The sequence below is a fragment of the Lentzea sp. NBRC 105346 genome (assembly GCF_030269605.1).
In the GTDB taxonomy this organism is placed as follows: Bacteria; Actinomycetota; Actinomycetes; order Mycobacteriales; family Pseudonocardiaceae; genus Lentzea.
Genome location: NZ_BSTQ01000013.1, coordinates 211,319 through 231,223 on the forward strand (window position 1 = coordinate 211,319; position 19,905 = coordinate 231,223).

At 69.1% G+C, this 19,905-nt stretch carries 26 protein-coding genes; 12 read left to right on the top strand and 14 right to left on the bottom strand.

Features of this window, described 5'->3' with window-relative positions; genetic code table 11:
- The first annotated feature begins 6 nt into the window (after positions 1-6).
- Genes QSK35_RS26810 through QSK35_RS26825 form a run of 4 tightly spaced genes read left to right on the top strand, consistent with a single transcriptional unit; the run spans position 7 to position 2,956 of the window.
- The gene (locus tag QSK35_RS26810) at positions 7-375 is read left to right on the top strand and encodes a DUF2784 domain-containing protein (protein ID WP_285750272.1); all 369 of its coding nucleotides are present in this window, start codon (positions 7-9) and stop codon (positions 373-375) included.
- Complete coding sequence (locus QSK35_RS26815; RefSeq protein ID WP_285750273.1) at positions 375-1,172, top strand: alpha/beta fold hydrolase; 798 nt, start codon at positions 375-377, stop codon at positions 1,170-1,172. Before QSK35_RS26810 ends, QSK35_RS26815 begins: the two co-directional genes overlap by 1 nt.
- 4 nt (positions 1,173-1,176) lie before the next feature.
- On the top strand, positions 1,177-1,848 hold the full coding sequence (locus tag QSK35_RS26820; protein ID WP_285750274.1) for a TrmH family RNA methyltransferase: 672 nt from the start codon (positions 1,177-1,179) through the stop codon (positions 1,846-1,848).
- 25 nt (positions 1,849-1,873) lie between these two features.
- On the top strand, positions 1,874-2,956 hold the full coding sequence (locus QSK35_RS26825) for a glycoside hydrolase family 76 protein (protein WP_285750275.1): 1,083 nt from the start codon (positions 1,874-1,876) through the stop codon (positions 2,954-2,956).
- Here QSK35_RS26825 and QSK35_RS26830 read toward each other — a convergent pair.
- Both QSK35_RS26830 and QSK35_RS26835 read right to left on the bottom strand, forming a co-directional pair.
- Positions 2,938-3,672: a sugar phosphate isomerase/epimerase family protein gene (locus QSK35_RS26830; protein ID WP_285750276.1), complete on the bottom strand. Its 735-nt coding sequence runs from the start codon at positions 3,670-3,672 to the stop codon at positions 2,938-2,940. The genes QSK35_RS26825 and QSK35_RS26830 overlap by 19 nt on opposite strands.
- The gene (locus tag QSK35_RS26835) at positions 3,666-4,640 is read right to left on the bottom strand and encodes a LacI family DNA-binding transcriptional regulator (protein ID WP_285750277.1); all 975 of its coding nucleotides are present in this window, start codon (positions 4,638-4,640) and stop codon (positions 3,666-3,668) included. Before QSK35_RS26835 ends, QSK35_RS26830 begins: the two co-directional genes overlap by 7 nt.
- Before the next feature lie 33 nt (positions 4,641-4,673).
- On the opposite strand from QSK35_RS26835, the gene QSK35_RS26840 reads away from it, so the two are divergent.
- Together QSK35_RS26840 and QSK35_RS26845 are read left to right on the top strand one after the other, a co-directional pair.
- Positions 4,674-5,525 carry a PfkB family carbohydrate kinase gene (locus tag QSK35_RS26840; RefSeq protein ID WP_285750278.1) on the top strand — a complete coding sequence of 284 codons (852 nt, stop codon included), beginning with the start codon at positions 4,674-4,676 and terminating at the stop codon, positions 5,523-5,525.
- Positions 5,489-6,124 carry a nucleoside/nucleotide kinase family protein gene (locus tag QSK35_RS26845; RefSeq protein ID WP_285750279.1) on the top strand — a complete coding sequence of 212 codons (636 nt, stop codon included), beginning with the start codon at positions 5,489-5,491 and terminating at the stop codon, positions 6,122-6,124. The genes QSK35_RS26840 and QSK35_RS26845 overlap by 37 nt, the downstream gene beginning before the upstream one ends.
- A gap of 12 nt (positions 6,125-6,136) precedes the next feature.
- Here QSK35_RS26845 and QSK35_RS26850 read toward each other — a convergent pair whose 3' ends face one another.
- Entirely contained in the window at positions 6,137-6,529 is a 393-nt protein-coding gene (locus QSK35_RS26850) for a hypothetical protein (protein WP_285750280.1), read from the bottom strand.
- 77 nt (positions 6,530-6,606) lie between these two features.
- Positions 6,607-7,251, bottom strand: a complete 645-nt coding sequence (locus QSK35_RS26855; protein ID WP_285750281.1) for a DedA family protein — start codon at positions 7,249-7,251, stop codon at positions 6,607-6,609.
- A gap of 154 nt (positions 7,252-7,405) precedes the next feature.
- Here QSK35_RS26855 and QSK35_RS26860 point away from each other — a divergent pair, with 154 nt between their 5' ends.
- Positions 7,406-8,791, top strand: coding sequence for an FAD-binding oxidoreductase (locus tag QSK35_RS26860; RefSeq protein ID WP_285750282.1), 1,386 nt, complete (start codon positions 7,406-7,408; stop codon positions 8,789-8,791).
- Here QSK35_RS26860 and QSK35_RS26865 read toward each other — a convergent pair.
- The 6 genes from QSK35_RS26865 to QSK35_RS26890 all read right to left on the bottom strand — a co-directional run bounded on the left by QSK35_RS26865 (position 8,778) and on the right by QSK35_RS26890 (position 13,641).
- Complete coding sequence (locus tag QSK35_RS26865; RefSeq protein WP_285750283.1) at positions 8,778-9,923, bottom strand: glycoside hydrolase family 18 protein; 1,146 nt, start codon at positions 9,921-9,923, stop codon at positions 8,778-8,780. The two genes, QSK35_RS26860 and QSK35_RS26865, sit on opposite strands and share 14 nt — an antisense overlap.
- Before the next feature lie 74 nt (positions 9,924-9,997).
- Entirely contained in the window at positions 9,998-10,618 is a 621-nt protein-coding gene (locus tag QSK35_RS26870) for a DedA family protein (RefSeq protein ID WP_285750366.1), read from the bottom strand.
- Between the two features lie 68 nt (positions 10,619-10,686).
- Positions 10,687-10,884 (bottom strand): hypothetical protein, encoded by a 198-nt coding sequence (locus QSK35_RS26875; protein ID WP_285750284.1) that lies wholly within the window; start codon positions 10,882-10,884, stop codon positions 10,687-10,689.
- The gene (gene nagA, locus QSK35_RS26880) at positions 10,884-12,041 is read right to left on the bottom strand and encodes an N-acetylglucosamine-6-phosphate deacetylase (RefSeq protein ID WP_285750285.1); all 1,158 of its coding nucleotides are present in this window, start codon (positions 12,039-12,041) and stop codon (positions 10,884-10,886) included. Before nagA ends, QSK35_RS26875 begins: the two co-directional genes overlap by 1 nt.
- Positions 12,038-12,970: an ROK family protein gene (locus QSK35_RS26885; protein ID WP_285750286.1), complete on the bottom strand. Its 933-nt coding sequence runs from the start codon at positions 12,968-12,970 to the stop codon at positions 12,038-12,040. The genes nagA and QSK35_RS26885 overlap by 4 nt, the downstream gene beginning before the upstream one ends.
- Before the next feature lie 104 nt (positions 12,971-13,074).
- Complete coding sequence (locus QSK35_RS26890) at positions 13,075-13,641, bottom strand: SigE family RNA polymerase sigma factor (protein WP_285750287.1); 567 nt, start codon at positions 13,639-13,641, stop codon at positions 13,075-13,077.
- 39 nt (positions 13,642-13,680) lie between these two features.
- On the opposite strand from QSK35_RS26890, the gene QSK35_RS26895 reads away from it, so the two are divergent.
- Complete coding sequence (locus tag QSK35_RS26895; protein ID WP_285750288.1) at positions 13,681-13,965, top strand: YciI family protein; 285 nt, start codon at positions 13,681-13,683, stop codon at positions 13,963-13,965.
- On the opposite strand, the gene QSK35_RS26900 is transcribed toward QSK35_RS26895, so the two are convergent.
- A complete protein-coding gene (locus QSK35_RS26900; protein ID WP_285750289.1) occupies positions 13,948-14,799 on the bottom strand; it encodes an SDR family oxidoreductase in 852 nt (283 codons plus the stop codon). The two genes, QSK35_RS26895 and QSK35_RS26900, sit on opposite strands and share 18 nt — an antisense overlap.
- Positions 14,800-14,844: 45 nt before the next feature.
- On the bottom strand, positions 14,845-15,762 hold the full coding sequence (locus tag QSK35_RS26905) for an aldo/keto reductase (protein WP_285750290.1): 918 nt from the start codon (positions 15,760-15,762) through the stop codon (positions 14,845-14,847).
- Positions 15,763-15,798: 36 nt separating this feature from the next.
- Between QSK35_RS26905 and QSK35_RS26910 the strand changes: the two genes are divergently transcribed.
- Entirely contained in the window at positions 15,799-16,587 is a 789-nt protein-coding gene (locus tag QSK35_RS26910; protein WP_285750292.1) for a TIGR03620 family F420-dependent LLM class oxidoreductase, read from the top strand.
- On the opposite strand, the gene QSK35_RS26915 is transcribed toward QSK35_RS26910, so the two are convergent.
- Positions 16,574-16,861: a DUF427 domain-containing protein gene (locus QSK35_RS26915; protein WP_285750293.1), complete on the bottom strand. Its 288-nt coding sequence runs from the start codon at positions 16,859-16,861 to the stop codon at positions 16,574-16,576. The genes QSK35_RS26910 and QSK35_RS26915 overlap by 14 nt on opposite strands.
- 66 nt (positions 16,862-16,927) lie before the next feature.
- Here QSK35_RS26915 and fbaA point away from each other — a divergent pair, with 66 nt between their 5' ends.
- Complete coding sequence (gene fbaA, locus QSK35_RS26920; protein ID WP_285750294.1) at positions 16,928-17,962, top strand: class II fructose-bisphosphate aldolase; 1,035 nt, start codon at positions 16,928-16,930, stop codon at positions 17,960-17,962.
- Positions 17,963-18,028: 66 nt separating this feature from the next.
- On the opposite strand, the gene QSK35_RS26925 is transcribed toward fbaA, so the two are convergent.
- On the bottom strand, positions 18,029-19,144 hold the full coding sequence (locus tag QSK35_RS26925; RefSeq protein ID WP_285750295.1) for a hypothetical protein: 1,116 nt from the start codon (positions 19,142-19,144) through the stop codon (positions 18,029-18,031).
- A gap of 88 nt (positions 19,145-19,232) precedes the next feature.
- On the opposite strand from QSK35_RS26925, the gene QSK35_RS26930 reads away from it, so the two are divergent.
- Together QSK35_RS26930 and QSK35_RS26935 are read left to right on the top strand one after the other, a co-directional pair.
- Positions 19,233-19,367: a hypothetical protein gene (locus QSK35_RS26930; protein WP_285750296.1), complete on the top strand. Its 135-nt coding sequence runs from the start codon at positions 19,233-19,235 to the stop codon at positions 19,365-19,367.
- A gap of 9 nt (positions 19,368-19,376) precedes the next feature.
- On the top strand, positions 19,377-19,811 hold the full coding sequence (locus QSK35_RS26935) for a DUF3151 domain-containing protein (RefSeq protein ID WP_285750297.1): 435 nt from the start codon (positions 19,377-19,379) through the stop codon (positions 19,809-19,811).
- Positions 19,812-19,905: the final 94 nt, after the last annotated feature.

The following is a 19,905-nucleotide window of genomic DNA, read 5'->3' on the forward strand; positions in this document are numbered from 1 at the left end:
GTGCGGATGGCCCGAGTGCTCGCCGACACGGTGATGGTTCTGCACTTCGCGCTCATGGGGTTCCTCATCGTGGGCGGCTTCTTCGCGTGGCGCTGGCGGGGCGTGATCTACCCGCATCTCGTGATCGGCGCGTGGGCGATCCTCAGCCTGCTCGTCGACGTCAAGTGCCCGTTGACCATGCTGGAGAACCACTTCCGTTTGCAGGCCGGTCAGCCGGAGCTGAGCGGCGGGTTCATCGACCACTACATCGACGGCGTCTGGTATCCGGAGAGCCAGTCGGCGGCGGTGCAGTTCGTGCTCGGCACCATCGTGATCGTCTCCTGGGTCGGGTTCGCCGCCCGTACGCGGTCGGGGCACAAACTAAGCTTCCGCTGATGGGGATCTTCTCGTCGTACGACGGCACGAAGCTCGCGTACCACGGCGACGGCTCGATGATCGGCCTGCCGGGCGGTCCGATGCAGGACTCGTCGTACCTGCCCGACCTGCCGATGGTCCGGCTGGACCCGCGCGGCACCGGTGAGTCCGAGATCCCGGCCGACCCGTCGTCCTACCGCTGTGACCGCCAGGTCGAGGACGTCGAGGCGTTGCGGCTGCACCTGGGCCTGGACCGGATCACTCTGCTCGGCCATTCGGCGGGCACCAACCTCGCCGTGCTGTACGCGACCAGGTACCCCGAACGCGTCGCCAAGCTCGTCCTCGTCACGCCCAGCCCGTTCGCCGTGGGGCTGAACGTGTCGCCGGCCGTCCGGCGTGCGGTGATGCGGCACCGTGCGGAAGAACCCTGGTTCGCCAAGGGATCCGCGGCGTTCGAACGCATCGTCGTCGGCCAGGGCACGCCGGACGACTGGGCCGATCTCGTCCCGTTCACCTACGGTCGCTGGGACGCGAAGGCGCGGGCCCACCACGCCGCCCAGCGGCGCAACGACGAGGCGGCCGCGATCTTCGGCAGCGCGTTCGACCCCGCGGCGACCCGTGACGCGCTGGCCGGGTTCACCGCTCCGACGCTGCTGATCGCGGGCACGTTCGACACGAACTCGCCGGTGCCGATCGTGGCCGAGTACGCCGACCTGTTCCCGCAGGCGCGGATGGACGTGCTGGCTGGCGGCGGCCACTTCCCGTGGCTCGACCACCCGTCCTGGTTCGCGGAGACCGTCGAGTCCTTCATAAGGTGACGAAGTGCTGGTGCTCGAGGGTTTTCACGCGGTCAAACACGCGCTGCGGTTCGGTGGTGACGTCCGCCCGTTGCTCACGACGAGCCTGCCGGGCCTGCTGAAGCTCGCCGACTCGCACGCCCCGGACCTGCGCGCCGAGCTCGAGACGCGCGCCACCGAGGTCGACGAGAAGGAGTTCGTCGCGAAGATCGGCCGCACCCACCCCACCGGCGTTGGAGGCTTCGCGGAACGGCCGGAGCTGCCGTTCGACCGGGAAGCGCCGATCGTGCTGCTCGACAACCCGCGCAACCTGGGCAACTTCGGCGCCGCGATCCGCGTGGCGGCGGGGCTGGACGCGGGTGGCGTGCTGTCGATCGGCGACGTGGATCCGTGGCACCCCAACGTGTTGCGCGGCTCGGCGGGCCTGCACTTCGCGCTGCCGGTCGGCAAGGCGCAGAGCCTGGACTTCGGGGGGCCGCTGATCGCGTTCGACGCGGACGGCGAACTGCTGAAGGGCGAGATCCCGGACGACGCGGTGCTCGCGTTCGGCTCCGAGCGGCACGGGCTGTCCGACGAGGTTCGGCAGAAGGCGGACCGGATCGTCAGCTTGCCCATGCGCGCCAAGGTATCCAGCTACAACCTGACGACATCGGTCGCGATGGCGCTCTACCACTGGTCGGTTCACCGAGCGTCTTGACCGGTCCAGTCGCGACGATGACGGGGTGATCGCGAAACTGCTGGCGGCGCGGGCCGGCGTGGCGGAGCGGGCGGTGCAGTCACGGCACCTGCGCCGCGTGTGGGGACTGCCGGGCACATTGCTCGGCACGGTGGCGTGGCCGGCGACGTGGCGGGACAAGACGCACGTCCGGATGAACTACTGGTGGCAGGCGCACCTGCTCGACTGCATGGTCGACGCGTACCTGCGCAAGCCGACGGCCTCCCGGGAGGACATGGTCAAGCGGCTGGTGCGCGGCATCCGGGTGCGCAACCTGGCGGGCTGGACCAACGACTTCTACGACGACGTCGCCTGGCTGGGGCTGGCTCTGCTGAGAGCCGCCAAGGAGGTCGGCGTCACGAAACCCAAGGCCATCAACGTGATCGCGCAGCGGTTGCGCGACGGGTGGACCGACCACGCGGGCGGCGGCATCTGGTGGAAGCGCAACGACGACTTCAAGAACGTGCCGGCCAACGGTCCCGCCGCGATCTTCCTGGCCCGGCTCGCCAACGCGGGCGGTGAACGCACCGACCTGGTCCGGGCGCGGTCCACTGTGGACTGGATCGAGGAGCACCTCGTCGATCCGGGCACCGGGCTGGCGTGGGACGGCCTGCACGTGCACCCGAGTGGCGAGATCCGCGAGATCGAGAAGAACATCTACACGTACTGCCAAGGGGTTCTGCTCGGTGCGTGCGTCGAGATCGCGAAGGCCGGGCAGCCGGCGCCGTGGCTGGATCGGGCGGCTCGGGTGATCACCGGCGTGCACGACCACCTGGCGGTCGACGGCGTGGTCAAGGGTGCGGGCGGCGGCGACGGCGGGTTGTTCGCCGGGATCCTCGTGCGGTATCTCGCCCAGGCCGCGCTGGAACCGCAGCTCGCCGAGGCCGGGAGTCTCGCGGCCGAGCTGGTGTACCAGTCCGCGGAAGCCGCGTGGCTCAACCGGTCCATGGCGGTCAGCGGGCCGCTGTTCGGTCCGGAATGGTCACGGCCGGTCGTCGAACGAGAGGGGCGTGACCTGTCGATCCAGCTCGGCGGCTGGATGTGCCTGGAGGCCGCCGCGCTGCTGGAACGTCACGACGTGCGGATGTAGCTCAACAACGTCGCCGCGTCGCGCCGGAACTGCTCCGGCGAGTCGTCGATCACGAACTCCAGCAACACGTTGCGGTCGACGCCGTCGCGCGCCAGCTCGGTCAGCACCGGGCGCCACAGGTCCTTGCGCGCGGCCAGCGGCAGCCGGTCCTTGCCGCCGCCCGGACCCCACGAGAACACGTGTGCCGTAACGGGTTCCAACGTCCGCACCTCGTGCACCGCGGAGAACACGTCCTGCCCGCCGCGCGGCTGCCAGTACGGGACCACGCCCGGCACCTCTTCGAGCAGCTGCTGGGCCGACTCGAGCGTGTCGGTGAGCGTGTTGCGGTGGTACTCCAGCGCGATCCGCGTGCCCATCGCCTCGGCGTGCTCCGCGGCGTGGTGGAGGGCTTCCACCACCGGCCCGCGGTCCGCGCACTCGGCGGAGCCCTCGGTGCCGGCCCAGACCCGGACCAGCGGTGCGTCCAGCTCCGCGGCCGTCTCCAGGATCTCCGCGAGCTCGGCGCGGTCGGTGACGCCCGCGCGGTAGTACGACCCGTAGGCCGCGACCTTCAGCCCGGTGTCGAGCGCCCGGCGGGCGGCGGCGAAGTCGCACGGCGGCACGTGCACGTCCGCGCCCCACTCGACGGCCTGTAGCCCGCATTCCGTTGCCAGCTCACCGATTTCCCCGATGGTCAGCTGCCGGAACGTCACCGAGACGAGGCCGGGGATCAACATCCGCAGGAGTTGCGATGCATCAGCGACGGCGCGAGCCGGATCGTCTCCGGTGGCCGTTCGGGGTCGGCGATGCGGGAGAGCAGCAGCCGGACCGCGGTCCGGCCGATCTCCTCGACGGGTTGCGCGAGCGTGGTGAGCGGCGGGTCGATCAACGTCGCCCACTCGACCTCGTCATAGGCCGCGACCGCGAGGTCCTGGCCCAGCCGCAGGCCGCGTGCCCGTGCCTCGTGCAGCAGTCCGACCGTGACGAGGTGGTCGGCCGCGACGACGGCCGTCGCCGGCTCCGCGAGGTCGAGCAGTGGCGCGAGCCAGCCGTTGCTGGACACCAGGTTCTCGTCCCACTGCAGCCCGGCGCGGCCGAGGCCCAAGCGGTAGCCGAGGATGCGTTCCTCGGTGGTCGCCACCCCGGCCTTGCCGCACACGATGCCGATGCGCCGGTGCCCCAGTTCGGCGAGATGCCTGACCAGCGACGAGGTGGCCTGGACGTTCTCCGGCCCGACCTGGTCGATGTCCTTCGCGACGGTCAGCCGGTCGACCAGCACGGTCGGGATGCCGAGCCGCTTGAGTTCGGGCAACACCAGGCTGCCCGCGCCCGCGGACGGGGTGAGCAGCAGCCCGTCGACGCGGCGGGATCTGAGCTTGCGCACCGCGGCCTGCTCGGACTCCGGGGTGTCCCGCGTGTCCATCAGCACGAGCGTGTACCCGTTGCGGGTGGCCTCGTTCTCGATGGCGGCGATCAGCTCGGCGAAGTACGGGTGCGACACGAGAGAGACGGCGAGCCCCAGTGACTTGGTGCCGCCCATGACCAGCGACCTCGCGATGGCGTCGCCCGTGTACCCGGTCTCGTCGATCGCCTTCTGGACCCGGTCGCGCGTGTCCAGCGCGACCGGCCTCGTCTCGTTGATCACGTGTGACACCGTGGTGATGGAGACCCCCGCGAGAGCCGCGACATCCCGCATGGTGACCATGCGCGGGACCTTACCCGTTTGGAGGATCGCCAGATGGCTGCCGTGCTGTGTGTCGGGCTGGCAACTCTCGACGTGGTCCAAACCGTGATCGACTTCCCGGCACCGGGCGAGAAGGTGCAGTCCGTTTCGGTCGATTTGTCGCCCGGTGGCCCGGCCGCGAACGCCGCCCGCGCCGTCGCCGCCCTCGGTGGGTCGGCGTCCCTGCTGACGGCGTTGGGATCCGATCCGCTCGGCTCGGTAGTCGTGTCGTCACTGGCGCCGGTCGACGTGCACGCTGTGACCGGAATCACTCCGGTGAGCATGGTGGTCGTGCGGGAGTCGGACGGCGAGCGGATCGTCGTTTCCCACAACGCGGGTTCGGTTCTTGCAGGCGGGGATGCGGACGCTCTGGTGTCGTCCGCGGACGTGGTGCTCGTCGACGGCCACCACCCGGCGCTGGCTCTCGCCGCGGCAACGGCCGCAAAACGGTCCGGATTGACTGTGGTGCTGGACGCCGGTAGCTGGAAACCTGTCCTCGATCACCTGTTGCCGCTGGTGGACGTGGCTGCGTGCTCGTCAAGTTTCGAACTTTCCGAGGACGACCTCCACGCCCGCGGTGTGCCGCTGGTGATCAGGACCCACGGCTCCGCCCCGGTCACCTGGTCGCGTCCTTCCGGCGCTTCCGGTGCCGTGCCGGTCCCGTCGGTCGACGTCAAGGACACGAACGGCGCGGGCGACGTGTGGCACGGCGCCTACGCGCTGTCGCTGGCCCGCGGGACCTCGTGGATCGACGCGATCGAGGAGGCGGCCGCGGCCGCGGCGGTTCGGGTCGGCAGTGCGGTCGGGGATTGGGTTAGGGAGCTGGCAAGGTGGCAGGACAGCAGGTCAGGTTCGACGAGCTCCTAGGCCGGGCACGCGCTTTGGCGGCGTCCGGTGAACGCAAGATCCTCGGCATCGGCGGTGCGCCGGGCTCCGGCAAGTCCACCCTGGCCCGCAGGCTGGTGGAGGCCCTGGACGGCTCGGCCGTGCTCGTCGAGATGGACGGCTTCCACCTCGCCCAGCGCGAGCTCGAGCGGCTGCGCCTGGTCGAACGCAAGGGCGCGCCGGACACGTTCGACATCCCCGGCTACGTCGACCTGCTGGGCCGGCTGAAGGCCTGCGGACCCGACGTCATCTACGCGCCGGAGTTCCGCCGTGAGATCGAGGAACCCGTCGCGTGCGCCGTGCCGGTGCCGACCGAGATCCCGCTCGTCGTGACCGAGGGCAACTACCTCTTGCTGAACTACGACAAGTGGAAGCGCGTCCGCATGATCCTCGACGAGGCGTGGTTCCTGTTCATCGACGAGGACGTGCGGGTGCAGCGGCTGATCGACCGGCACCTGCGGTACGGGCGGACGCTGTCGGAGGCCGAGGAGCGCGTGCTGCACGGCACGGACCACGTCAACGCCCTGATGGTCAACTCCTCCAAGGGCAACGCGGACCTGCTGATCACCGAAGTTCTCTAGGTTCCGGGTGCTCTAGGTACTGGTGTCCCACCGGAACACGACGTACTTCGTGACGTTGCCCCAGGTGATCGTCACCTGAGTCTGCCCGCCCTTGGAGTGGTGCATCGTGAACGGCAGGTCGGGCCACGCCGCGCCGGTCTCGACGGGCACGTCGCTCTTGCACGTGTTGACGAACGCGTCACCCTGACACGTCCAGCCCTCGCCCTGGATGATGATGTCGCCCTCACCGTCCAGGTACTCCAGCTTGAACGAGACGTCGGCCTTGTCCTGCCGCCGGCCGGTCGTGTTGCCGAGCTTGAGCCGGAAGTCGATGGGCTGCTTGCGGTAGACGAACCCCATGTGCGCGTCGTCGGACGTCCACTTCCGCACGCCCTGCACGTCGGTGTCCAACGAGAACAGTTCCACGGGAGCCTTGGAGGTGGTCGGGCTGTCCGCGGCGGGCGCCGCGTGTCCGCAGGCGGTGAGCAGGAGGGCGAGCAGCGCTACGGCGCCACGTCGGCCATGTCGTCGACCGGCTTCTTCATCTCTTGCCGGTAGCGCCAGATGCCCCAACCCGTACCCCCGAGGAAGAACGCGACGCTGACGATCACCGCCGCGGTTTCCAACCAAGGTACGGCCGTCAGAACCCACGCCGCGTAGTAGCCCGCCAGCACGAGCGTCGGCACCCAGGCGAGTGCCCCGATCGTCGTAGCCAGCGTGAACCGCCGGAGGTCCATCCGCGCTGCCCCGGCGATCATCGGCGCGAGTGTGCGCACCCACGGAATCCATCGTGCCAGTACAACGGCCCAGAACCCCCGGCGATCGAGGAAGTCCCCTGCTTTGGTGAGGTTGCGCCGGTTGAGCACCTTGCCGCCACGCCTGGCCAGCACCCGCGTGCCGGTGTGCTTGCCGACGTAGTAGCCGATCTGGTTGGCGATCACCGCGACCACGGTCGCCGTGATGGACAGTCCCCACGCGCTCAGCTCGCTGCCGTGGCTCGCCAGCACCACGCCCGCCGCGAACAGCAGCGAGTCGCCGGGCAGGAACAGCCCGAAGATGAAGGCGCACTCGAAGAAGATGAAGCTCAGCACGATCAGCCACACGGCCACCGGGCCTGCGGTCTCCAACGAGGCGAAAGCGTGGGCCACGGCTAGAGCCTACGTTGTGGGAACGTCCCAGGTCGGCGACATGAACCTAACGGGACGACGAATACTGGATTGAGCACACACGGTTACCACGTGAACCCGATTACCCGATTGGAAGCGGGGCTATTCGCAGGCGCCCAGGACTAGCGTGGACCGCATGGAGACGCTGCTCGCCGAACTCCGCGCCGCCGTCGGCGCCGCGGGTGTCCTGACCGACACCGACGTCACCGCGAGCTACCAGCGCGACATGATGCCGCTGGCCCCGCACGGCACCCCGCTGGCAGTCGTCTTCCCGACCGAGACATCCCAGGTACAGGCCGTGGTGCGGGCATGCGCTCGGGCGCGTACCCCGATCGTGCCGCGCGGCGCGGGCAGCGGACTCTCCGGAGCGGCCAACGCCATCGACGGCTGTGTCGTCCTGGTGACCACGAAGATGAACAACATCATCGAGGTGGACCCGGACAACCGGCTGGCCGTCGTCGAACCGGGCGTCATCAACCTGGACCTGCGCGACGCCGTCGAGAAGCACGGCCTGTTCTATCCGCCGGACCCGTCGAGCTACGACTGGTGCACGATCGGCGGCAACCTCTCCACGAACGCGGGCGGCCTGTGCTGCGTGAAGTACGGCGTCACCACGGACTCCGTGCTCGGCCTCGAAGTCGTCCTGGCGGACGGCGAGCTGCTGAAAACCGGCCGGCGCACGGTCAAGGGCGTGGCGGGCTACGACCTCACCAAGCTGTTCATCGGCTCCGAGGGCACCCTCGGCGTGATCACCAAGGCCACCCTCGCCCTACGCCCCCTCCCGCAGGCGCCCAGCACCCTGGTCGCGGCGTTCCCGACGACCGCCCAGGCGGGCGCCGCGGTCAGCCGGATCATCAAGGAGGGCCTGGTCCCGTCGTTGATGGAGATCATGGACCGCAGCTCCATCGAGGCCGTGGAGCGCTACCTCAAGACCGAGCTGGGCGCGGGCCCCGGCTGCGCGGCCCTGCTGATCTGCCAGTCCGACGCCGGCGCTGAGGCCGCCCAGCGTGAGCTCACCAAGATCGACACCATCTGCCACGACGCGGGCGCCGACCTGGTCTACGCGACGCACGACCTGAGCGAGGGCCGCGACCTGCTGACCGCGCGCCGGGCCGTGCTCACCGCCCTCGAGGTCTACGGCTCGTGGCTGACTGACGACGTGTGCGTGCCGCGCACCCGGATCGCCGAGCTCATCCAGGGCTGCGAGGACATCAGCAAGGAGGTCGGCCTGCGCATCGCCGTCGTCGGGCACGCCGGCGACGGCAACATGCATCCGACCATCGTCTACGACCCCACCAGCCCTGCCGAGTTCGCTCGCGCGCAGAAGGCGTTCGACGACATCCTCGCCGTCGGGCTGGCTCTCGGGGGGACGGTCACCGGGGAGCACGGGATCGGGAAGATCAAGCGGGACTGGCTGGCCACCGAGATCGGGCCGGTCGGTCTCCGGGTCCACCGCGACATCAAGCGTGCGCTGGACCCGGAGAACCTGTTCAACCCCGGCTCGATGTTCAGCGCGACATAGCGTTCAACAACGAGTGCTGCGCGTCGTCGTTGCCCAGCTCCCACATGAACGTGCCGAGCAGGCCCTTCGACTTCGCGAAGGAGGCACGCAGCCCGATCGACCGCGGGCTCTCGAACGACACGAACTTGCGCTCGGCCGCGTTGTACAACCAAGGCGACTGCGCCACCGGGTGCCAGTACTCCTTCCATCCCGGAGTGGCGCGCAACTTCTGCACGTCGGTGTACCCGTCAACCCAGAAGGTGCTCTCGTACGGCTGGTAAAGCCCGTGCTGCGACCCCTCAGAGCGAACGACGAACCCACGCCCGTAGAACGGCACCCCGAGCACCATCTTCCGAGGCGACACCCCGTGCCGCTCGTAGTACTCGACGGCCCGCACCACGTTGTTCCACTTGCGATCCGCCCGCGGCATCGGGTCGGCGGCGACCTCGCGCATGGGTGCGTTGAACGTCGCCACGGGCGAGAACCCGGTACCCATGTCGTAGGTCATCACGTTGATGAAGTCCAAAACGCCGGCCAACGCACCGAGTTCGAAACTGCGCGCCGGGTCGTAAGAACCGTCGGTCTGCAGCCGGCCGGTCGGCAGGGCCGCGGTGACCAGACGGGATCCCAGCGCACGCTTGAAGTCCTGCGCCAGCAACGTCATGTTGTGCTTGTCCTCGGGCCGGTCCTTGATGTCGGCCGGACCTCCGTAGACCGGGAACTCCCAGTCGATGTCGAGACCGTCGAACGTCCGGTCGCGGAAGAAGAGATCCACACAGGACTGAACGAGGGTCTGCCGCGAAGCGGAAGTCAGAGCGGCGTCCGAGAACCCGCCCGCACCCCAGCCGCCCAGCGAGATCAACGCCTTCAGGGAAGGCTTGCGCTGCTTCAGCGCGCGGATGTCGGCGAAATCGCGCGCGGCCGTGGGAGCGGGCATCACGCACTTGCCGTTCTCGATCAACGCGAAGGCGTAGAACAGATGCGTGATGGGTGTGTCGGTCGGGATGGCGGAGATGGGGTAGCTCTCGCTGTACCAGTTGCCGTAGTAGGCGCCGACAATTCGTGGTGGGGCCGACGAAGCAACGGGCGACAGGCCGATCGAGACGGAGAGGGCGGCCAACGCGACCGCCAAAGTCTTGCGCAGCAACGACATCAGGGCCTCCAGCCACTGGTTTAGACCAAAACCTAGGGCTGGAGACCCTGATGTCACAAGGCAACGAAAGTCGGCTAATCCTCCACGCGCGGAAGGACCTGCGTTGCGCCGTTCATGGCCTTTTTCTCCTTGCGCGCCTTGATCACCTCGATGATGATCGGCACGACCGAGAGCAGCGCGATGGCGACGAGGGTCAGTTCGAGGTTCTTGCGGATGAAGTCGACGCGGCCCAGGAAGTAGCCCAGCACCGTCAGGCCGGCCGCCCACGCGACACCGCCGATGAACGAGTACGTGAAGTACGTCTTCTTGTCCATCCGGCCCACACCGGCCATCGCGGTGATGAACGTGCGCACGATCGGGACGAAGCGCGCCATGACGATCGCGCGCGCGCCGTACTTCTCGAAGAACTCGTGCGTCTTCTCGACGTACTCCTTCTTGAACAGCTTGGAGTCCGGCTTGTTGAACAACGCCGGGCCGATGCGCTGACCGATGAAGTAGCCGCAGACGTTGCCGAGCATCGCGCACACCGTGAGCAGCACGCAGACCAGCCACAGTGGCGTCTGGATGTGTTGTGCCGCGACGAAGAGTCCCGCGGTGAACAACAGGGAGTCGCCGGGCAGGAAGAAACCGATGAGCAGACCGCACTCGGCGAACACGATCAGGCACAGCCCGAGGAGCATCCACGGACCGAGCATCGTGAGGAGTTTTTCGGCATCCAGCCAGTCAGGGCCAAGCGCAATCGTCACGGGCACAACGGTACAGGTCAGTTAAGCGTGATCACCGCTGCCACCGTGCCCGCGGCCAGGCCCAGCAGCAACGCCAGCAGCAGCACCCACCGTGCGGGCATTCGCTCCCGTTGCTGCTCCGGAACGGGCACGACGGGCGTCATGCCCGCGTTCGTGCTGGTGGCCTGCCTGCGCAGCGCGTCCGTCAGCACCCGCTCCGGATCTTGCGTCGTCATCAGCTCTTGACCCACTCGCCCTTGCTCAACACTTCCCGGGGCTTCAATTCTGCATCGAGCACGACGAGGTCCGCCGCGAAACCCGCGCGCAGCTGCCCGGTCTCCTCGCCGAGGCCCAGCAGGGTCGCCGGACGCGTGGCGGTCGCGTGCACGGCCTCGGACAGCGACAGCCCGCACGAGTTGACGGCGTTGCGGAACGCCATGTCCATCGTCAGCGTGCTGCCGGCCAGTGCGGCGCCGCCGGCCAGCGTCGGCACGCCGTCCACGACGCGGACCTCCAGGCCGCCGACGTCGTACACGCCGTCGCCGACGCCAGCGGCCGCGATCGCGTCGGTGATCAGCACGGTCCGGCCGACGCCCGCGTGGTGCGCGGCGAGCCGCACCGCCGTGGGGTGCAGGTGCACGAGGTCACAGATCAGCTCGACGGTCACGCGCTCGTCGTCGAGCAGCGCGCCGATCGGGCCCGGCTCGCGGTGGTGCAGCGGCCGCATGCCGTTGAACAGGTGCGTCGCGACGGACGCGCCCGCGTCGACCGCCGGGCGGACCTGCGCCTCGGTCGCGTCGGTGTGGCCGATCGCGGCGAGCACGCCGTTGTCGACGAGCTGGTGGACGGCGGCCACCGCGCCCTCGAGCTCGGGGGCGATCGTCACCATGCGGATCGTGCCCTTGCCCGCGTCCAGCAGCTTCGTCACGGACGCCTGGTCCGGCGGGCACAGGATGGCCGGGTCGTGCGCGCCGCAGCGCGCGGCCGACAGGAACGGCCCTTCCAGGTGGATGCCGGCGAGCAGCCCGTCCTGCACGAACTCGGCCAGCGCGGACACCTGGTCGGCGAGCTCCGGGATGGGCCGCGAGACGAGCGATGCGATCTGCGTCGTCGTGCCGTGCCTGCGGTGTGCGGCCGCCGCCTTGCGAACCCGCTCCGGGTCGCTGCTGGTGAACGCGTGCCCGCCGCCGCCGTGGCAGTGGATGTCGATGAATCCGGGCACGACCGTGTTGCCGGACACGTCGTGTGTCGGTCCGTCGGGAGGTACACCGGCACCGACGGCCTGGATGCGGCCCTCGCGCACGCTGATCCATCCCTGCTCGAGCACCCCGTCCGGCGTGACGATCCGGCCACCGGCCAGCGTCACGTCAACGGGCCCGCCCCACGTGCTCATTTGTCCTCCCGGCCTGAAATCTTCGCAAGCGTGTCGATGGCCAGCAGGGCGGCACCGAGGCAGCCGGCCTCGTCGCCGAGGGCAGCCAGCCGCAGCTCCGGTCGGCGCTGGAAGGCGATCAGCCCGTCCAGCCGGTCCCGCAACGGCTCGATCAGCAGGTCTCCTGCCAGGGCGAGGCCGCCGCCGAGCACCACGGCCTCGGGTCCGAGCAGGGTCGCCAGTACCAGGATCCCCCTGGCCAGCGCGTCCACGGCCTCGTGCCACACGACGACCGCGTCCTGGTCGCCGAGCCGGACCAGATCGGCGACCTCCGCGGCACCGTTCACCGGCTTGCCCGTGCGCACCGAGTACCGCCGCGCGATCGCGGCCGAGGACGCCACGGTCTCCACGCAACCCGTCTGACCACACCCGCACGGTTCGCCGTGGCCCACGTCCACATGGCCGATCTCGCCCGCGTACCCGCCGCCGCTGTACAACTTCCCGTCCAGCACGAGCGCACCCGCGATGCCGGTGCCGATCGGCATGATCACCGCGTCCGTGAGCCCCTTGGCGGCGCCCAGCCGCAGCTCGGCCAGGCCACCCGCGCGTACGTCGTGCCCGAACGCGACCGGCAGGCCCAGGCGTTCCTCGAGCGTCGCGGTGAACGGGAAGTCCTGCCAGCCGAGGTTGGCGGCGTAGACGCCGACGCCGTTCGCCTCGTCCACGACGCCCGGCACGACCAGGCCGACCGCTTCGACCTGGTGTTCCGAGGAGCGGCGCAGTTCCTCGACCAGGTCCACCACGACGTCGAGGATCGGGCCGACGGGTCTGGGCGTGGACCGGCGGCTGTGCTTCACCGCCGTCACGCCCGTAGGAGTGCCGGTGACGAGCGCGGCTTTGGTGTCCGTGCCGCCGACGTCGACGGCGACCACGTGTCTGCTGGGTGCCACGAGGTCTGATCCTGCGGCATCAACCGGCCATTGGTCTATACCAAGTACCGGATTGGGGGCGCGCGTCCACCACGTGAAAGCGCTCCACCAGGACGAAAGGTGTGTTAACGCCCCGCCATGATCTTCTGCAACGCGTCCAGCGCGCGGCTCGCCGTGGACTTGACCGTGCCCTTCGAGATGCCGGTCGCCTCGGCGATCTCGGCCTCGGACAGGTCGCCGTAGTAGCGCAGCACGAGCACCTCGCGCTGACGGGGCGGCAGCTGCTGCAACGCCTTCACCACGGCCTGGTGCTCCGCGGTGAGCATGGCGAGCGACTCGGCCGAACGGGCGTTGGCCACGTGCGGCGGCGTGTAGTCACGGGCCGTCTTGCGGCGGCGCAGAACGCTGCGCGAGCCGTTCACAACGGCCGTGCGCAGGTAGCCGACCGCGGCCTGGGCGTCGCGCAGGCCCTTCCAGTTGCGGTGCAGGCCGGTGAACGCCTCCTGCACCACGTCCTCGGCCGTCGCGGGCTCGTCGACCAGCAGCAGCGCCAGGCGGATCAACCGCATCCGGTGCTGTTTGTACAGGTCTTCCAGCGTCAACGGGCCGGCCGGAGGGGCTGCGACACCGTCCGCGATGCGCAGGTTGGTCAGCGTGTCCTGCACGCTGCTCGGGGTCTGGTCGCCAACCACGAGGAGGACGTTACCGTTCTTCCAGCTACGGAGGTGGACATGGCCCGCTTTGCGGTCGAATTGGTGTACGGCCAGAACCGCGACGAACGCCTCGCCGCGCGACCCGCGCACCGCGAGTACATCGCCGCACTGGTCGAACGTGGGGTGGTCCTGCTGGCCGGTCCCTATACGGACGACCTGGGCGCCTTGATCGTGTACGAAGCCGACGACGAGACCGCGGTGAAGGAGATCATCGCCGGCGACCCGTACTCGTCCGCCGGTGTGATCACCGAGTGGCGCGTCCACGAGTGGAACACGGTCCTCGGCTCACTTCTCCGCAGCTAGACCACCGGGGCCGACCAGGCCCGACGTGTCCGTCTCGGCCATCGCCCGGTCCGCAACCGGCACCGCACCGCCCGAGCGGCGGTCGATCAACGGGGGCAGCAGGGCGCGGAACAGCTTCACCGCGCCCACCCAGCCGGGCGTGTGCACGGCCCGCGCGCGCCTCTCGATACCCCTGACCACGGCACGGCCGACGGCGGACACCGGGTACTTCTTGCCGAGGATGCCCGGCATCGCCGTGCGCATCGGCCCGAAGACGGGGTGCTGGTCAGCGCTGTTGACCATGTCCGTGGCGATCCACGAGAAGTAGGCGACGCCGACGTCCACGCCGAGGTGCCGGACCTCGGCGCGCAGGCTGTCCGCAAACGCTTCACACCCCGCCTTCGCCGCCGTGTAGCAGGCCATCCCGGGGGTGTGCGCGATCGCGGCCAGCGACGACACGACCAGGACGTAGCCGCGGCGGGCGATGACGTGCGGCAGGGCCGTCCGGACGGTTCGCCACACGCCGAGCAGGTTCACCTCGATGACCCGCTCGAACGCCTTGGGGTCCATCGAACGCACGAACCCGGTCGCGGCGATGCCGGCGTTCGCGACGACGACGTCGATGCCGCCGAAATGCGAAGCGACCTCCGTGAAGACGCGATCCAGCGCGTCCCAGTCCGTGACGTCCGCTTCCCACGCCTTGCCGCCGGTGCTCGCCGCGACCCGTTCGAGCTGGTCCTTCTCCAGACCCACGAGCGCGAGGCGAGCCCCGCGCGCGGCCAGCTGCCTCGCCACCTCGGCGCCGATGCCCCTGGCCGCGCCGGTGATCAGTACCACCTTGCCCGTGACGTCCATGCGAGTCACGGTAACGCAACTTACTCCGAGTAAGCTACTGGCAAGTTAAATTACATCCAGGCGGGTGGTGTCGATGTCGAGCGTCAGGACCGGCAGCAGGTCTTCCAGCTGTTCGACGGTCCGGGCGCTGGCGATCGGGGACGCCACCGTCGGCCGGTTCGCGAGCCAGGCCAGCGCCACCGCGGCGACCGTCGTGCCGTGTTGTTCGGCCAGGTCGTCGAGGATCTCCAACGTCTTCAGGCCGTGCTCGTCGAGGTACTTCGACGCGGCGGCCGCGCGGGCGCTGTCGACCTCGACGCCCGGCCGGTACTTGCCGGTCAGAAAGCCCTTCGCGAGACCCCAGTAGGGCACCGTCCGCAGGCCGTGGTCGCGGACGACGGCCTCCAGGTCACCCTCGTACTGCTGGCGGGCGACCAGGTTGTACTCCGGCTGCAGCGCGACGAACTTCGCGAAGCCCTCGCGTTCGGAGATCTCCAGCGCCTCCCGCAGCCGGGCCGCGCTGATGTTCGACGCCGCGATGTAGCGGACCTTGCCGTCGCGGACGAGCCGGTCGTACGCCGCCAGCGACTCCTCGAGCGGCGTCGCCGGGTCGTCGCGGTGGGAGTAGTACAGGTCGATGTGGTCGACGCCGAGCCGCTTCAGCGACGCCTCGGCGGCGGCCTCGATCGTGCCGGCCCGCTGGTTGTCGAAGCCCTTCAGCATGCCGACCTTGGTGGCCACGACGATCTCGTCGCGGTTGCCGCGCCGGGCCAGCCAGCGGCCGATGATCTCCTCGGACTCGCCGCCGGAGTTGCCTTCGGCCCAGGCCGAGTACACGTCCGCGGTGTCGACGAAGTTGCCGCCCGCCGCGTGGAAGGCGTCCAGGACCGCGAACGACTGCTGCTCGTCCGCGGTCCAGCCGAACACGTTGCCGCCGAGGCACAGGCGGGAGATTTCCAGATCGGTCGTGCTCAATTTCGGCATACTACGAACCTACCGTTTTCAACGTGAGGGGTCGACATGTTCGGGGAGTACGGGGTCTGGCTGCGCCAGGACGTCTGGGTGGAGCGTCCGGACCTTGCCGCTGAACTGGAGGAACAGGGGTTCGGCACGGTCTGGGTCGGCGGCTCGCCGGAGGGTGACCTCGTCGTACCCGAGCAGCTGCTCGGGCACACCAGGACGATCACGGTCGCGACCGGGATCGTCAACGTCTGGACGGCCGGCGCGGCCGACGTCACCCGGTCGTTCCACAGGGTGGGAAACGATCGGCTCGTGCTCGGCGTCGGCGCGGGGCACCACGTCAACCGCGGGTACACCAAGCCGTACACGAAGCTCGTGTCGTACCTCGACGAGCTCGACGTGCCTTCGTCGCGGCTCGTGCTGGCCGCGCTCGGGCCCAAGGTGCTGCGGCTGGCCGCCGAGCGCACGGCGGGCGCGCACCCGTACCTGGGGCCGCGTACGCACACGGAACTCGCCCGCTCGGTCATCGGTGACCGCGAGCTGGCGCCCGAGGTGACCGTGGTGGTCGAGGACGACCCGGTGCCGGCGCGGGCGGCGGCACGGGAGTTCCTGAAGACCTACCTGGCGCTGCCGAACTACACGAACAACTGGCTGCGCCACGGGTTCACCGAGGCGGACTTCGCGAACGGCGGTTCCGACCGTCTGGTCGACGAGCTGATCGCGTGGGGTACGCCCGAGGAGATCGCCGCGCGGCTGGAGGAACACCGGCGGCTGGGGGCGAGCCATGTGGCCGTCCAGTCGCTGAACGGCCACTACGACTTGCTCGCCAAGGCGCTCAGGCTGCGGTGACGGTCACTCCGCGCCAGAACGCCACGCGGTCCTTGATCTGCTTCGCCGCATCCTTCGGTGACGTGTAGAACCAGGCCGCGTCGGCGTTCTCGGCGCCGTCCACGACCAGGGTGTAGTAGTTCGCCGTGCCCTTCCAGGGGCAGAACGTGGTGGTGTCGGACGGTTTCAACAGGGACTGATCGACTGACGAGAGCGGGAAGTAGTGGTTCCCCTCGACGATCACCGTGTCCTCACTGGAGGCGATGATCTTGCCATTCCACCTAGCGGTCGCCATGGTCTCCACTATGCCCTCGTAGGATGCCTTCGACACGGCGTTCCGGGCACCTGAGGAGGACCACCGATGCCCATCGCAACCCCCGAGGTCTACGCCGAGATGCTTGACCGGGCCAAGGCGAACGAGTTCGCCTACCCCGCGATCAACGTCACCTCGTCGGAGACGCTCAACGCGGCGCTGCGCGGGTTCGCCGAGGCCGAGAGCGACGGCATCATCCAGGTCTCGACCGGTGGAGCGGAGTTCGCCTCCGGTACCAAGGTCAAGGACATGGTGACCGGCGCTGTCGCCCTCGCGGAGTTCGCCCACGTGGTGGCCGAGAAGTATCCGGTCAACATCGCGCTGCACACCGACCACTGCCCCAAGGACAAGCTGGACGGCTACGTCCGGCCGCTCGTGGCGATCAGCCAGGAGCGCGTCGACAAGGGCGGGAACCCACTGTTCCAGTCGCACATGTGGGACGGCTCGGCCGTGCCGCTGGACGAGAACCTGGAGATCGCGGCGGAGCTGCTCGACCTCACCGCCAAGGCCAAGATCGTGCTGGAGATCGAGGTCGGTGTCGTCGGCGGTGAAGAGGACGGCGTCGACAACGAGATCAACGACAAGCTCTACACGACGCCCGAGGACTACCTGAAGACCGTCGAGGTCCTGGGCGCCGGCGAGAAGGGCCGCTACCTGCTCGCCGCGACGTTCGGCAACGTGCACGGCGTGTACAAGCCGGGCAACGTCAAGCTGCGTCCCGAGATCCTCAAGCAGGGTCAGGACGTGGTGGCCGAGAAGCTGGGCCTGGCGGCCGGCTCCAAGCCGTTCGACCTCGTGTTCCACGGCGGCTCCGGCTCGCTGCTGGAGGAGATCCACGAGGCCGTGTCGTACGGCGTCATCAAGATGAACATCGACACGGACACCCAGTACGCGTTCACGCGGCCCATCGCGGGCCACATGTTCGCGAACTACGACGGCGTGCTGAAGGTCGACGGCGAGGTCGGCAACAAGAAGACCTACGACCCGCGCAGCTACCTGAAGGTCGCCGAGCAGGCCATGGCCGCGCGCGTCGCGCAGGCCTGTGAGCACCTGAAGTCGTCCGGCCGCATGATCGCCGGCTGACGCGTTCAACGCCGTCGGGGCCCTGTTCACTGCGTTAAATGCAGTGAACAGGGCCCCGACGGCATTTCAGACGAGCTTCATTCTCGACGCCACGGCTTGTACCTCGGGGCGATGGATGGCGAGGTCACCGACCGTCCAGAGGGTGGCGAGCAGGATGAACGTCGCCGCCGCCGACGGGAAGTAGATCGGTGGCGCCAGCAGGTACTCCTGCTGCGTCCAGATACCCACGTACCCGACGGTCGTCACGCCCGCCGAACCCAGCAGCGCGACCACGGGCACCGGCGCCTTGACCAGGTGCGCGACGTCGATCATCAAACCGACGAGCACGAGGAACAGCGGCACCGCGGACGCCGGGAAGTCGACCCCGACGAGCAGCGGCCAGATCAGGCAGCGGTACAGCACGTACGCGCCCGCGACCGCCGTCGCGGCCCACGGGAGGTTGATCGTCCGCCGCGCGATCACGAGCACCAGACCGGCCGCGACCAGGCCCCACAACGGGTACACCCAGTCCGCGATCGGCAGCGCGAACCGCACGACGGCCTCCCGGCCGACGGGCTGGCCGAGCTGGTCGGCGGCGAACTGCAACAGGATCGGCTCCGCCTCGGGCTTGCCGGAGTCCCACGCCTGCAGCGCGCGCACGCCGTACTCCTGGTGCTGGTTGGGGAACCAGACGTTCTCCAGGAAGAAGAACCACAGCGCGCCGAGCCCCAGCGTGCGGAATCTGCCCTCGGGGAAGTACTTGAGCCAGCCGCGGATCGCTCCGGCGAGCATGATCGCGGTGCCCAGGTACAGCAGGGCGTGCGAGCCGCTCCACGACGTGATGTCGAGGCCGTTGATCCGGTGGTTGATCACGTCGATCGGCAACGCCACCAGGAAGATCCCGCAACCCCACTGCATCATCCGCAGGGTCGCGCGGTCGGCGCCGTAGCCGGTGTAGGTGTGGAAGAGCGTGAGCGCGACCACGATGACGGAACCAGCGGTGTTGATCAGGTGTGGCGGCGCCAGGTCGTCGCGCAGCCACTTGAAGTGCCAGGCCACGTCCCACGACGAGCCGAGCAACTTCAACAGCAGACCGGCCAGCCAGAGCGTGTAAAGCTGCTCCGCCAGCCGGCGTGGAGTCTCTCTCCCCGGCTCGCCCCGCTCCCAGTACTGGTCGCGGAACTGCCTAACCCCCTGAATCATTTGCCCATGATGAGCCGACCTCGCATGGTCAGGTAGTGCAAACCACCCCGGTTTTACCCTGAAGTTTTCATATCGTGTTCACGTTCGGGTGAGGGCCGTTGCTCTTTTCGGCCTAGATCGGGCAAGGTGCGGGCCCATGAGCAAGAAGGTCATCGCAGGTGTTCTGGTGTCCGCGCTGATGCTGGCCGTGGTGGCCGCCGTCACCAGGGTGTTCCTGACCTGACCTGCCCGCATGCGGCACGATGGCCGCATGTCGTTGCACGAGAACCTCCTCGGCCCGGAGCCGACTCGTCTGCCCGCCCGCCCGGAGGCCGAGGCCGCCGCCGACGGCGGTACCGATCCCGCGAAGATCGTCCGGGCGTACCCGGACTTCAGCGAGGCGTGGGCCCTGCTCGCCGAACGCGCCCTGCACTCGGGTGATCCCGTCGCCGCCTACGCCTACGCGCGCACCGGCTACCACCGTGGCCTCGACCAGCTGCGCCGAGCCGGTTGGAAGGGCTTCGGGCCCGTGCCGTGGTCGCATCGCGCCAACCAGGGCTTCCTGCGCGCTCTCGCCGCTCTCGCCCGCTCCGCCCAGGAGATCGGTGAGGACGAGGAGTACGACCGCTGCAAGAAGTTCCTGACGGACAGCGACCCGCAGGCCGCGTCGGTCCTCGGCCTGGCCTGATGGCCCGCGCGCTTCGGCCGCCGAAACTGTCGGTGCCGCCTGGGAGAATTGAAGCGGGGGACCCCCTGAGGGGGACCCGTGCGAAGCGCGCGTC